This is a genomic window from Streptomyces sp. NPDC086023 (genome assembly GCF_044540325.1).
In the GTDB taxonomy this organism is placed as follows: Bacteria; Actinomycetota; Actinomycetes; order Streptomycetales; family Streptomycetaceae; genus Streptomyces.
In genome coordinates, this window is the sequence record NZ_JBITRX010000009.1 from 159,137 (window position 1) to 171,703 (window position 12,567).

The window sequence follows — 12,567 nt, forward strand, 5'->3', positions numbered from 1 at the left end:
CCCAAGGCCCGGCTCAGGCGCCTCGTTCTGCGCCTCTAGAAGAAGCCGAGCTTCTTCGGCGAGTAGCTGACCAGCAGGTTCTTCGTCTGCTGGTAGTGCTCCAGCATCATCTTGTGCGTCTCCCGGCCGATGCCGGACTGCTTGTAGCCCCCGAACGCGGCGTGGGCCGGGTAGGCGTGGTAGCAGTTCGTCCAGACGCGGCCCGCCTGGATCGCGCGGCCCGCGCGGTACGCGGTGTTGATGTCACGGGTCCAGACGCCCGCGCCCAGGCCGTACGACGTGTCGTTCGCGATGCGGACCGCGTCCTCGAAGTCCCGGAACGACGTGACCGAGACGACCGGGCCGAAGATCTCCTCCTGGAAGATCCGCATGCGGTTGTCGCCCTCGAAGATGGTCGGCTGCACGTAGTAGCCGCCCGCGAGCTCGCCGTCGTGCTCGATGCGCTGACCGCCTGTCAGGATCTTCGCGCCCTCCTTCCGGCCGATCTCCAGGTACGAGAGGATCTTCTTCAGCTGGTCGTCCGAGGCCTGGGCGCCGATCATCGTGTCCGTGTCCAACGGGTTCCCGGGCGTGATGAGTTCGGTACGGGCCACGGCGGCCTCCAGGAAGTCCCCGTACCGGCCGTGCTCGATCAGGGCGCGCGAGGGGCACGTGCACACCTCGCCCTGGTTCAGCGCGAACATCGTGAAGCCCTCCAGGGCCTTGTCGCGCAGGTCGTCGTCCACTGCCCAGACGTCGTCGAAGAAGATGTTCGGGCTCTTGCCGCCCAGCTCCAGCGTGACGGGCTTCAGGTGCTCCGCGGCGTACTGCATGATCAGGCGGCCCGTGGACGTCTCGCCGGTGAACGCGATCTTCGCCACGCGCGGGCTGGCGGCGAGTGGTTTGCCCGCCTCCTCGCCGAAGCCGTTGACGATGTTCACGACGCCCGGCGGCAGCAGGTCGGCGACCAGCCCCATCCAGTAGTGCACGGACGCCGGGGTCTGTTCGGCCGGCTTGAGGACCACCGCGTTCCCGGCCGCCAGCGCCGGAGCCAGCTTCCACACCGCCATCAGGATCGGGAAGTTCCAGGGGATGATCTGCGCGACCACGCCCAGCGGCTCGTGGAAGTGGTACGCGACCGTGTCGTCGTCCACCTCGCTCAGCGTGCCCTCCTGCGCGCGCAGGGCGCCCGCGAAGTAGCGGAAGTGGTCGATCGCGAGGGGGATGTCGGCCGCCAGGGTCTCGCGCACCGGCTTGCCGTTCTCCCAGGTCTCGGCGACGGCGAGGCGTTCGAGGTTCTGCTCCATGCGGTCGGCGATGCGCAGCAGGACCGCGGAGCGATCCGCTGCCGGGGTGCGGCCCCAGGCCGGTGCCGCGGCGTGCGCGGCGTCCAGCGCCCGCTCCACGTCCTCGGCCGTGCCCCGCGCGACCTCCGTGAACGGCCGGCCGTTCACGGGGGAGGGGTTCTCGAAGTACCCGCCGCGCGCGGGCGGTACGTACGCGCCGCCGATCCAGTGGTCGTAGCGGGGTGCGTACTCGACGAGCGAGCCCTCGGTGCCGGGCGCTGCGTAACGGGTCATCCCTGACTCCTCCCGATGACGCGCCCGTCCGCGGTGACGGGCGCTCGCCGTGACGCTAGGAGCCGGTACGTTGCGCGGACGTTGCCCCGCGGGCCGCAGTCCGGGCAGGGAGGGCAGGGAGGGCGGGGCGGGCGGGGCGGGCGGTGCAGCGCGGGAAAGGGGCACGGCGGGTCGTCCGCGGCCGGGGCCCGGCCGGTCAGCCGGCCGCCGTACCCAGTTCCGCGTCCAGCGCCCGCGCCCGGGCCAGGGCCGGGCCCCGGCGGTCGGCCGGCAGGGCGTGCGCGAGGGCCCGCCAGACCTCCAGGTCCCCCTCGCCCCACGGGCTGTACGCCCAGTCGCCGAGCAGCCCCGCGTCGCCGCGCGCGACCAGCGCCGCCCGCAGCCGGTCCGCGAGCCGGCGCCGCAGCCGGGCGATCTCCGGGGCCGTCGAGGACGGCAGCAGCGGACCGGCGTACGCCGACAGGGCGGCGGACACCGCGCCCAGCGCCAGCTGCTCCGCCACGTACGCGTGGTCCGTCGTCACCGGGGACGCCAGCCGGTAGGGCCGGGACAGCAGGACGCCGGGGCCCAGCAGGGCGCGCAGCCGTGACATTTCAGCGCGCAATGTCACAGGTGACACCGTTTCATCCTCGTACAGCCTCACCAGCAGTTCGTCCCCGGTCATCCCCTCCGGGCGGCACGCCAGCAACAGCAGGATCTCGCTGTGCCGCCGCCCCAGCCGCACCCGACGACCACCGTGCGCGAACACCGCCTCGTCCCGCCCCAGCACCCGCAGCCCGTCCACCGCCACCGCCGGCTCCGGGGCCAGCAGCGCCAGCTGCGACTCCGCCGCCCGCGCCACCGCCTGCACGAACGCCAGCGAATGCGGATGCGCCAGCCCGTCCCCACCCGTGATGTCCACCGCCCCCAGCAGACGCCCGCTCCGCGGATCGTGCACCGGCGCCGCCGCACACGTCCACGGATGCACCCACCTGCTGAAGTGCTCCGCACCGAACACCTGCACGGGACGGTCCAGGGCCATCGCCGTCCCCGGCGCGTTCGTCCCCATCGCCGACTCCGCCCACCGCGACCCCGGCACGAACCCCAGTCCGTCCGCGCGCCGACGCGTCGCCGCGTGCCCCTCCACCCACATCAGCCGCCCGCCCGCGTCGCACACCGCGAGGAGGTGCTCCCCGTCCGACGCGAACGCCCCCACCAAATCCCGCACCACCGGCATCACCCGCGCCAGCGGATGCTGCTCCCGGTACTCCGCCAGCTCCGCGTCCGGCAGCTCCACCCGCGCCGCGCACTCCGGGCTCACACGGGCGCGCGCACACCGCCGCCACGATTCGGCCACCACCGTCCGCACCGGTGGCCCCACCCGCCCCTCCGTGGTGAACACGGCGTGCGCTCGCCGCAGTTCACGCGACCGCCGCACCGGATCGGCACCGGCCGGCAACGCCACCCACGGATCGCTCAACACGCCCTCCCGCCCTCGCGTGCCGGGCCCGCGCCGCCGCGAGCCCTCCGGCGCCCCCATCGTCGTACCGGCCCCGGGCCCCGGCAAGAAGCGCGCCGGCCACCCCCTCCCGGCCCCGCCGCGCCGATACGGCCGATTCGCGCCGCACGCCGGAGAGGCGCCCGACGGCGGCCTTGGCTAGGGTTGCCGAGGGGCCGCGCCACCACGACGCCACCCCGCAGACACCGCGAGGCACCCAGGGGGAACCATGCCCGGCACCGCGCCAGAAGACCGGCGCCCGGACGACCGGCGTGCCGTCTTCCGCCAGTACGTCGACGCCGTCGGCCTGCACGGAATGGCCGGCGCCGAGGCCGCGGGACTCCAGCCCTCCGAGTGGTTCGCCCTCAGCCACCTCACCCGGGAGGGACCGCTCACCTCCGGCGAACTCTCCGCCCGCACCGGACTCACCACCGGCGCCACCACCCGCCTCATCGACCGCCTCCAGCGGGCCGGCTACGTACGCCGCACCACCGATCCCGGCGACCGCCGCAAGGTGCTCGTCGAACCCGTGCCGTACGCGCTCGCCGACGTGGACGACGTCGTCTCCCCGGCCAGGCGCCGCATCGCCGAACTCCTCGACACCTACTCGGCCGACGAACTCGACCTGCTCTTCGACTACTTCAGCCGCGCCGCCCCCGCCTTCCACGCGGCCACCGAGGAGATCCGCGAGGCGGCCGGGCCGCGCCGCAGGACCACCGCCGCCGACCGGCTGTAGCCCGGCGCCCGGCGCCGTCGTGACCGGTGCCGTCGTGACTGTGACCGGTGCCGTCGTGACTGTGACCGGTACCGCCGTGACCGGCGACCGGCAGGGCCGCTCGCCGGGAACCACCCGCTGTCGGTGCCACCGGCTAGCGTGGCGGCCATGAGCGAATTCGTACTCGTGCCGGGGGCCTGGCTGGGCGCCTGGGCCTGGGACACCGTCGTACGCGACCTCCGCGCGGCCGGCCACGGCGCACTCCCGCTGACCCTGACCGGCCTGGCCGAGCGTCGCGGCACCCCCGCCGGACAGGCCACCCACGTCCAGGACGTCGTCGACGCCGTGGTCGGCGCGGACCTGCGCGACGTGGTGCTGGTCGGGCACAGCTACTCGGGCATCCCCGTCGGCCAGGCCGCCGAGCGCATCGGCGACCGCCTCACCCGGGTCGTCTTCGTCGACTCCAACGTCCCCGCCCACGGCGAGTCGTTCGTCTCCGCCTGGCCCGACGGCCGCGCCATGGTGGAGGCCGCCATCGCGGCCCACGACGGCTTCTGGCCGCCGCCGACCGCCGCCGACTACGCCGGCCAGGGCCTCACCGACGCGCAGATCGCGCGCATCGTCGACGCTGCCACCCCGCACCCCGGCGCGTCCCTCACCGAACCGGCCGTACTCGCCCGCCCGCTCGGCGAACTGCCCGCCCTGTACGTGAAGTGCCTGCTGGACGGCACCGAACCGAGCGCCGACGTGGCCGCGCTGCTGAAGCACGACAGCTGGCGGTCGGCCGAGCTCGACACCGGCCACTGGCCCATGTTCTCCCTGCCGCACGCACTCTCCCGCCTCCTCCTGGAGGCCGCGACGCACTGACACCGCCGCCGCGCGGAACGCCGGATCCCGGGCCGCCCCACAGACGGGGTGCGGCCCTGGGCGGGGTGCGGCCCGGGGCCGGGTGCGGGGCCCGCCCCGCCCCCGATCAGTCCTCCGGCCCGGAGTCACCGGGCTCCGGTTCACCGGGGTCCAGTACGGACAGGGCCGCGGCCGGGTCGGGTTCGCCCGCACCCGCGGGCACCCACCGGCCGGCCTCCTCGCGGAAGGGCCACCAGCGCCCGTCACGCCCGTAGCGCAGCTGCGCGCCGGATCCCCGTACGGTCCACCGGTTCCGCACCCCGCGCAGCACCGGGCCCTCGCCCTCCTCCCAGGCTGCCGCCAGCGCCGCCCGCATCCGGGCCCGCTCCTCCCGCCCCGGCTCCCACTCCTCCTCCAGCACCTCCAGCGCCGCGGCGCCCCCGTACCGCCAGGCCCGCACGGCCAGCGCCAGCCCGCGCCGGTCGCGCCCCGTGCCGGCGGCCAGCCGCCCCAGTACCCGCAGGTCGGCGGCGTCCGCAGCGAGCCGCACCGCGTCCTGATCCAGCGTCAGTTGCGCCTCGTACGTACGGAGTTCGTGCCCAGGCACCACCGCCTCGGCCAGCATCCGGCGGGCCACCCCGGCCGCGGACTCGGCCAGGAACTCCAGCGCGTCCACATCGACCCCGCCCCCCGGCTCCCGCTCCGTGTCCAACGAAGGCGGCTGGCCCGGCACCTCCGGCACGCCGGGCGGCTCCGGCAAGGGCGCCAAAAGGATCGAGGCAGTCGCGAACGCCTCGGCAGCGTCCACCCCCTCCCCGGCCCCCTCAGCGCCGACGGCACCCGCACCACCCGCACCGCCCCCGGCGTCACCCCGGGGACCGGACCCGACACCGGACCCGGCACCGGACCCGGCCCCCGACCCCCCACCCGCCCCGGCGATCCCGGCCGCCCGCACCTGCAGCCCGTCCAGCACCTCACGCTCCCCGCGCCCCCGCAACAGCAGCAGCACGAACGGATCGCGGTCCAGCAGCCGCGCCACCTCGTGGCACAGGGCCACGCTGTGCGCACAGTGGTCCCACTCCCCGCACTCACACTCGGGCTCCAAGTCGCCTATCCCCGGCAGGAGTTCCACCCCGGCGGCACCCGCGTCCTGCACCAGCTCGGGCGGCACCACCCGGTCCAGCAGCGCCGCGATGTGCCCCGCCTCGCCGGCCGCGACCGCCAGCAGCCGGTCCCAGTCGCCCGCGTCGAAACACCGCACCAGCACATCGGCCCGGTACGCCTCCCCGTCGCCGTCCGTGACCACGGCCGTCAGCCTCCCGGGCCGCACCGAGACCGCACCGACCCCGCCGGCCCGCGCCAGCCGCCGCCCGAGCTTGACCTGCGCGCCGTCCAGCGCGCTGTGCTCCAGCGCCCGCAGCCACGCCCGGCCCCACCAGGTCTCCGCGAAACCGCGCCCGTGAGCGGCCGGCGGCAGCACCCCGAACGTCAGCTCCCGCCCCTCCTCCCCGTGGCCGCCGCCGCGCATATCCCCGTACCCCGCTCCCGGACCCGCTCCCGTACCCGTCCCCGTCACTCCATGCCTCCCCGCAGCTCCACGAGCTCGGCCAGTTCCGCGTCGGTCAGTTCGGTCAGCGCGGTCTCGCCGCCCGCGAGCACCGCGTCGGCCAGCGCCTTCTTCCGCTCCAGCAGCGCAGCGATCCGGTCCTCGACCGTGCCCTCCGCCACCAGCCGGTGCACCTGCACCGGCTGCGTCTGCCCGATGCGGTAAGCGCGGTCCGTCGCCTGCGCCTCGACCGCCGGGTTCCACCAGCGGTCGTAGTGCACCACATGGCCGGCCCGGGTGAGGTTCAGCCCCGTACCCGCGGCCCGCAACGACAGCAGGAACACCGGCACCCCACCCGACTGGAACCGGTCCACCAGCTCCTCGCGCCGTCGCACCGGCGTGCCCCCGTGCAGCAGCTGCGCCGCCACACCCCGCGCCGCCAGGTGCCGTTCGATGATCCTGGCCATCGCCACGTACTGCGTGAAGACCAGCACCGAACCCCCCTCCGCGAGGACCGTGTCCAGCAGTTCGTCCAGCAGCTCCAGCTTTCCCGAGCGGCCCGGCACCCGGGGCCGCTCCTCCTTCAGGTACTGCGCCGGGTGGTTGCAGATCTGCTTCAGCGAGGTCAGCAGCTTCACGACCAGACCGCGCCTGGCCAGGCCGTCCGCGGCCGCGATCTCCGCCAGCGACTCCCGCACCACCGCCTCGTACAGGCCCGCCTGCTCGGCCGTCAGGGACACCGGGTGGTCGGTCTCCGTCTTCGGCGGCAGCTCGGGCGCGACGCCCGGATCGGACTTGCGGCGCCGCAGCAGGAACGGCCGCACCAGCGCGGCCAGCCGCTGCGCCGCAAGGGGATCCGTCCCGCCCTCGACCGCGGCCGCGTACCGCGAACGGAACGTGCCCAGCCGCCCCAGCAGCCCGGGCGTCGTCCAGTCCAGTACGGCCCACAGCTCCGACAGGTTGTTCTCGACCGGCGTGCCGGTCAGCGCCACCCGCGCCTTCCCGCCGATCGTCCGCAGCGCGCGCGCCGTGCCCGAGCGCGGGTTCTTCACGTGCTGCGCCTCGTCCGCGACGACGAGGCCCCAGGGGACGACGGCGAGGGCGGGCGCGTCCAGGCGCATCGTCCCGTAGGTGGTGAGCACGATCTCGCCGGCGGCCGGACCGGTGGCCGCTCCCGCTCCTGCGCGCGCTTCTGCTCCCGCTCCCGCGCCCGCTCCTGCGCCCGGTCCCGCGCCTGCTCCTGCTCCTGCTCCCGCCAGGCTCCGGGCGCCGCCGTGGAAACGCCGTACCGGCGTGCCCGGCGCGAACCTCCCCACCTCCCGTTCCCAGTTGCCCAGCAGCGAGGCCGGGCAGACGACCAGGGTGGGCCCCGCGGTCGCGGGATCGCCCTGGCGGTGCAGATGCAGCGCGATCAGGGTCACGGTCTTGCCCAGGCCCATGTCGTCCGCCAGGCAGCCGCCGAGGCCGAGCGCGGTCATCCGGGCCAGCCAGTCGAGTCCGCGGAGCTGGTAATCGCGCAACACCGCGTTCAGTCCCGGCGGTTGGGGCACGGGCGGGACGGGATCACCGGGCCCGTGCGGCTCGTCACGGCGCTCGGGGTCGGCCAGCCGCTGCCGGAGGCGTTCCAGGGGACCGGTCGCGGTGACGTCGAACCGCTCGCCGTCCACCTCCGCCGTGCCGGTCAGTACGGCGGCCAGCGCGTCCACTACGGGTACCTTCCGGTCCTGGCGCCGCCGGGCGCGCCGGGCCTCCGCCGGGTCGATCAGCACCCACTGGTCGCGCAGCCGCACCAGCGGCCGGCCCGCCTCGGCCAGCCGGTCCAGTTCGGCGCGGGACAGCGGCCGGTCGCCCAGGGCGAACGACCAGTCGAAGGCGAGCAACGCGTCGGGGGAGAGCAGGGAGGCGCCGCCCGACGCGTGCCCGGGTCCGTCCGCCCCGGCCCGGGCGGAGGGCTCGGGCGCGCCGGGCTCCTCCGGCGGGCCGACCACCGCCCGCGCGGTCAGCCGGCGCGCCAGCTGCCGGGGCCAGTGCACGTCCACGCCGTCGGCGGCCAGCGCACGGGAGGCCTCGCCCAGCAGTTCCGTGACCTCCTCGTCGGCCAGTTCGACCGGGTCGGGCACGGCGGCGGTCAGCATCGGGGACAGCGGCGACCACAGGAGTGCGGCCCGGCGCAGGGCGAGCAGCGCGTCCAGGCGGGCCCGCGGGGAGAAGGACCGGGCGGCGGCGCCGGTGCCGCGCCACACGTCGGCGGCGTCGGCGACCACGGAGGCATCGCCGAGGCTGTGCAATTGCAGTACGACACGGAACATTGCACCCGACAGGTCCGCCCCGCCTGCCCCGCCCGGCCCGCCGAGCTCCCCGGCTTCGGCGGAGTCAGGCAGCCCGGGCAGCTCCACGCGCAGCGAGATCCGCACTCCGGCGTCGTGGCCGGCGGCCACGTCGGCGGCCCAGGCACGCAGTTCAGGCCGGGCCGTCCGGAGCGGCGGTACTGCGGCGAAGACCGGCCCGCCCGCGGCGGTCTCGGCGGCGGGGGAGCGGGGCAGCGTATCGGCCACCGCGTCGAGGAAGTCCCGTACCAGCGCCTCGGGGTCGGGCAGCCGCAGCGGCCCCGGTCCCGGCAGCGGGACACAGTGCGCAGAGGGCGGCATGGCGGCCGCCAACTCCCGGACCCTCCGGTGGTCCTCGGTACCGAGCGGCCCCGCCCGCCACGCGTCGTGGCCGTCCTCGGTCAGGCCGGGCAGCAGCAGCCCGCGTGCCGTGAGGTGGAGAGCCTGGAGTGCCGCCGCGCCCCAGAAGGCGACTGCCGTCCCGCCCAGCGCGGGCTCGTCGCGCGCGACGGCGCGGGCCCGCGTCAGGAGGGGCAGGGCGTCTTGCACGGAGACCAGGCGCGCGGTCGTGCTGACGAGGCGGGGCGCGGGGTCACCGGCCGGGCCGGGCGCCACGGTGGCGAGCACTTCGTCGGTGCCGGGCGGAAGCGTCGACGGGAGCGCGGCGGGGAACGCGGCCGGCGGCGTCGCATCCGGCGCTTCGGGGTCGGGACCGGGGCGCCAGAAGGCGAACCTGCCGGTGCGGGCGGGCGATCCGGGCAGGAAGACGGCGTGGCAGCGGGCGAGGTCGGAGATCTCTGGGAGCACGCATTCCTCAAATTTGACTACTTGGGTCCGGGGCGGCCGAGGGTACTCCGCCGGATGCCCCGACGGGAGCGGCCGCGCCGTGACCCGGGTCACTTCCGCGTTGCGGGAACGGCGCCGGGAGGCGGAGCGTTGAGAGAGCACGAGGCCGGAAGGAGGCGTTCGGGATGTCGAACCGCGGGAAGGTGGCCGCCGCCGGAGTGGCGGCGGCGATCGTACTGTTCTGGGCCGTCGGTTTCTGGGCGGGCCTGCTCGTCCTGATCGGCGTGCCGGCCGCCGCGTACCTGCTGCTCGACGACTCGCAGCGACGCAGGGTGCGGGGCATGGGCCGCAAGCGGCTCGGACGCTGAGGGCGGGGATCCTGGGGCCGGGGAGCCGGCCCGACACGAGGGGGGAAGGACTGAGAATGGGCGCAACCGTCACGGCGGTCAGCAGCAACGGCGTGTACTCGTTCACCAAGCCGAACCGGGACAGCATCACGCTGCTCACCGGGCTGGGCGTCGAGGGGGACGTCCACTGCGGGGTGACGGTCAAGCACCGCTCGCGCGTGGCCCAGGACCCCACGCAGCCGAACCTCCGCCAGGTGCACCTGATCCACCGGGAGCTCTTCGAGGAGGTCGCCGGGGCGGGCTTCGACGTGGCCGCCGGACAGCTCGGCGAGAACGTCACCACCGAGGGCATCGACCTGCTCGGCCTCTCCCGCGGCACGCTGCTGCACCTGGGGGCGGACGCGGTCGTGGAGGTCACCGGCCTGCGGAACCCCTGCCTCCAGATCGACAACTTCCAGGACGGACTGCTCAAGCAGGTCGTCGGGCGGGACGCGTCGGGGGCGGTCGTGCGCAAGGCGGGCGTGATGGGCGTGGTGCGCCGGGGCGGCGTGGTCCGGCCGGGCGACACCATCACCGTCGAGGCGCCGGAGGGCGAGCACGTCCCGCTCGAACGCGTCTGACGCGGGGCCGGGACACCGGTCGGTGCCGGGCCGGGGCCGCGCACGCGGCCCCGGCTGCCCGGGAGCGGTCTCAGTAGTAGTCGCGCATCAGCTCGGCGGACCACTCCGCCTGGCGCACCTCGCCGCGGGGGCCGAACTCGGCCATCCAGGGCTTGATGTCCAGGACGGGGGTGCCGTCGACCGCGTCGAGACCCGCCACGTGCACGTCCAGGCCTTCGACCTTCACCACGCTGCAACGGGACACGGCCAGTCGGTTGGGGCGGTTCTTGCCGCGCTGGGCGAAGATGCCGACCAGCGGCCAGTCCTGGTTGCCGCGCGGGTGGCGGGCGCCGGTCTCGATCCGGTCCTCGGCGACCCGGTCGAAGTGGTACACGACCTCGACGTGGGAGAAGTCCGCCAGGCCGAACAGCGCCTCGGGTCCGAACCGGTCGGGGTCCAGGCGGATCACCGCCGTCTCGCGGCCCCAGTCGTCGTCCACGACCTCGGTCCGTCCGCCGGTCACCGTACCGATGGGCTCGCAGTGCACCTGGGTCACGCCCGTACCTCCCGATCGCGCCATTTCACATGTCACGGTGACATGTGACACATGATCGTAGACGCCTCTCCGGGCCCGCAGGCGGCCGTGCCCCGTCAGGAAGGCCGGACCGCGATCTCGTCCAACGAAGCCAGCAGCCCCGGGAGTTCGGCCCCGCGCCCGACCGGGATCACGCCACCGGGCTCCTCGTCGAGCAGCACGAAGGCGATGTCGTCGGTACGGGCCACCATCGACCAGCCGGGACCGTCCACCCGCAGCATCCGCGCCTCGTCCGACACGAACGACGACCGGATCCGCCCCGGCGGCGGGGGCGCGTCGACGTACGCCCGGGCCTCGTCCAGCACCCGCCGCACCCCCTCGTGCCCAGACCACCCACCGGCGGCACCGTCGCCACCCCCGGCCCGGGCGGCGCCGTCCTCACCGGCGGCGTCCTCCACACCCGCGGCAGCCCCCTCACCACCGGCGTCGCCACCGGCGTCCTCAGCCCCCGGTGCGTCGAAGCGCTCGCGCCACTCGCCCCACCGGGCTCCGATCTCGTCGGCCCCCATCCGGCGCTGTGCGGGCCCCCACACGCCCCCGGCCGGCGGCGCGAGCGGCACCCGCAGGGTCCCGTCGGCGCCCTGCTCGGGATCGTGCGGCTCCGGCAGGCCGGGCGCGGCCACGGCGAGGTCGATCGGCCAGCCCCCGAGGGAGGCCACGATGGTCCGCTCGTCGGGCGACAGGTCGTACTCCATGCCGCAGTCCCAGGACGCGATGGCCACCGCCACCAGCGACACGTCGTCGACGATCACGGTCCAGCGGGCCCCTTCCTCGTCCTGGCCGAGCACCATCCCGTACCCCTCCTCGTACGGGGTCAGGCCGAGCAGCGCGCACGCCTCGGGGTAGTCGTCGCCGAGGACGCTGGGGAACCGGGCCGGTGTGAGCAGCACCGCGGACAGCACGAAGAGCGAGCCGCCGGCGTCCTGCCCGGCGGCGTCCTCCGCCGTCACAGCGCCCTCGTCCTCGTCCGTACCGGCCACGTGCCCTCCCCATCGGATGTTCGTCGGCGCACCCTAACCAGTGAGTAACCCACACGTCGAGAGCCCGCCGGCAGTGACTTTCCGCTGCGCGGTCACCCGCTGACCTGCGCCGCACGGCCGTACGTCGGCGCCAGCGGGCGCTCCGTCGGCTCCGAGGGCGACGGAAAGGCCCCGCGGAGCGGTCAGGACGCGTGAGAGCCCCCGTCCTTCGAGGACGGGGGCTCTCACGGCGGGGTTTTGCTAGCTGAACCACACTTCGGGGTTCAGCTCGGCCGTCACGTGCTCACCCTCCACCGTGACGAGCAGGTCGGAGTGCTCGATCCTGGCCGCCACTTCCTTCGGGTCGCACTCGTCCATGAGGAAGACGAAGTGCTCGATGACGGCCGGTCGATAGCGTGGTTCCCCATCGAGGTCCACCGACGAGTTGGCCCTGTCGGCGCCTTGGCACAAGACCGACACGAACAGCTTCAAGTGCTCTGCGCGCATCAGGACATCCGCTCCCCTGATCACGCCGACCACTCCGACGCCGTCGGTGACGGACTCGCAGAGGTCGTCCAGACAATCGACCATCGCGTCCCAGTTTCTGCCGAAATATGCAGGGAACGAGAACTTGTCGGAGAATTCCTGGAAGAGCTCGCCGACGTCGAGCAGGCGATTTGCGCTGAGTTCGCGCACGCGCCCCCCGTGATGCACCAGATTCTCGATCTGATCGCTTATCACGCGGGAGTCCCGCGGGCCGAAGATGACCCAGGGGGCTTGTGTCCCGGTGAGGTCGAATGGCATCTCGGAT

General features: G+C 74.6%; 11 protein-coding genes. 4 read left to right on the forward strand and 7 right to left on the reverse strand.

Annotated features, from left to right (window positions below; translation table 11 throughout):
• Positions 1-35 precede the first annotated feature (35 nt).
• On the reverse strand, positions 36-1,559 hold the full coding sequence (locus ACIF6F_RS19470; protein ID WP_399948050.1) for an aldehyde dehydrogenase family protein: 1,524 nt from the start codon (positions 1,557-1,559) through the stop codon (positions 36-38).
• 196 nt (positions 1,560-1,755) lie between these two features.
• Complete coding sequence (locus tag ACIF6F_RS19475) at positions 1,756-3,018, reverse strand: GAF domain-containing protein (protein ID WP_399948051.1); 1,263 nt, start codon at positions 3,016-3,018, stop codon at positions 1,756-1,758.
• A gap of 247 nt (positions 3,019-3,265) precedes the next feature.
• Between ACIF6F_RS19475 and ACIF6F_RS19480 the strand changes: the two genes are divergently transcribed.
• Complete coding sequence (locus tag ACIF6F_RS19480; protein WP_399948053.1) at positions 3,266-3,772, forward strand: MarR family winged helix-turn-helix transcriptional regulator; 507 nt, start codon at positions 3,266-3,268, stop codon at positions 3,770-3,772.
• Between the two features lie 147 nt (positions 3,773-3,919).
• Entirely contained in the window at positions 3,920-4,618 is a 699-nt protein-coding gene (locus ACIF6F_RS19485; protein WP_399948055.1) for an alpha/beta fold hydrolase, read from the forward strand.
• 106 nt (positions 4,619-4,724) lie between these two features.
• Here ACIF6F_RS19485 and ACIF6F_RS19490 read toward each other — a convergent pair whose 3' ends face one another.
• Both ACIF6F_RS19490 and ACIF6F_RS19495 read right to left on the reverse strand, forming a co-directional pair.
• Positions 4,725-6,125, reverse strand: a complete 1,401-nt coding sequence (locus ACIF6F_RS19490) for an SWF or SNF family helicase (protein WP_399948057.1) — start codon at positions 6,123-6,125, stop codon at positions 4,725-4,727.
• Positions 6,126-6,169: 44 nt separating this feature from the next.
• A complete protein-coding gene (locus ACIF6F_RS19495; protein ID WP_399948059.1) occupies positions 6,170-9,277 on the reverse strand; it encodes an SNF2-related protein in 3,108 nt (1,035 codons plus the stop codon).
• Between the two features lie 164 nt (positions 9,278-9,441).
• On the opposite strand from ACIF6F_RS19495, the gene ACIF6F_RS19500 reads away from it, so the two are divergent.
• Positions 9,442-9,624: a hypothetical protein gene (locus ACIF6F_RS19500; protein WP_399948061.1), complete on the forward strand. Its 183-nt coding sequence runs from the start codon at positions 9,442-9,444 to the stop codon at positions 9,622-9,624.
• Positions 9,625-9,680: 56 nt separating this feature from the next.
• Positions 9,681-10,223: an MOSC domain-containing protein gene (locus ACIF6F_RS19505; protein WP_399948063.1), complete on the forward strand. Its 543-nt coding sequence runs from the start codon at positions 9,681-9,683 to the stop codon at positions 10,221-10,223.
• 70 nt (positions 10,224-10,293) lie between these two features.
• Here ACIF6F_RS19505 and ACIF6F_RS19510 read toward each other — a convergent pair whose 3' ends face one another.
• The 3 genes from ACIF6F_RS19510 to ACIF6F_RS19520 form a co-directional block, all read right to left on the reverse strand.
• Positions 10,294-10,782, reverse strand: a complete 489-nt coding sequence (locus ACIF6F_RS19510) for an SAM-dependent methyltransferase (RefSeq protein WP_399948065.1) — start codon at positions 10,780-10,782, stop codon at positions 10,294-10,296.
• A 71-nt stretch (positions 10,783-10,853) separates the two neighbouring features.
• Entirely contained in the window at positions 10,854-11,777 is a 924-nt protein-coding gene (locus ACIF6F_RS19515) for a hypothetical protein (RefSeq protein WP_399948067.1), read from the reverse strand.
• 240 nt (positions 11,778-12,017) lie between these two features.
• On the reverse strand, positions 12,018-12,560 hold the full coding sequence (locus tag ACIF6F_RS19520) for a barstar family protein (RefSeq protein WP_399948069.1): 543 nt from the start codon (positions 12,558-12,560) through the stop codon (positions 12,018-12,020).
• Positions 12,561-12,567: the final 7 nt, after the last annotated feature.

Excerpts from the sequence above, each read along its gene's own strand:
- ACIF6F_RS19470 (WP_399948050.1), bottom strand. The coding sequence starts at position 1,559 with ATGACCCGTTACGCAGCGCCCGGCACCGAGGGCTCGCTCGTCGAGTAC.
- ACIF6F_RS19480 (WP_399948053.1), top strand. The coding sequence starts at position 3,266 with ATGCCCGGCACCGCGCCAGAAGACCGGCGCCCGGACGACCGGCGTGCC.
- ACIF6F_RS19485 (WP_399948055.1), top strand. The coding sequence starts at position 3,920 with ATGAGCGAATTCGTACTCGTGCCGGGGGCCTGGCTGGGCGCCTGGGCC.
- ACIF6F_RS19490 (WP_399948057.1), bottom strand. The coding sequence starts at position 6,125 with ATGCGCGGCGGCGGCCACGGGGAGGAGGGGCGGGAGCTGACGTTCGGG.
- ACIF6F_RS19500 (WP_399948061.1), top strand. The coding sequence starts at position 9,442 with ATGTCGAACCGCGGGAAGGTGGCCGCCGCCGGAGTGGCGGCGGCGATC.
- ACIF6F_RS19505 (WP_399948063.1), top strand. The coding sequence starts at position 9,681 with ATGGGCGCAACCGTCACGGCGGTCAGCAGCAACGGCGTGTACTCGTTC.
- ACIF6F_RS19510 (WP_399948065.1), bottom strand. The coding sequence starts at position 10,782 with ATGGCGCGATCGGGAGGTACGGGCGTGACCCAGGTGCACTGCGAGCCC.
- ACIF6F_RS19520 (WP_399948069.1), bottom strand. The coding sequence starts at position 12,560 with ATGCCATTCGACCTCACCGGGACACAAGCCCCCTGGGTCATCTTCGGC.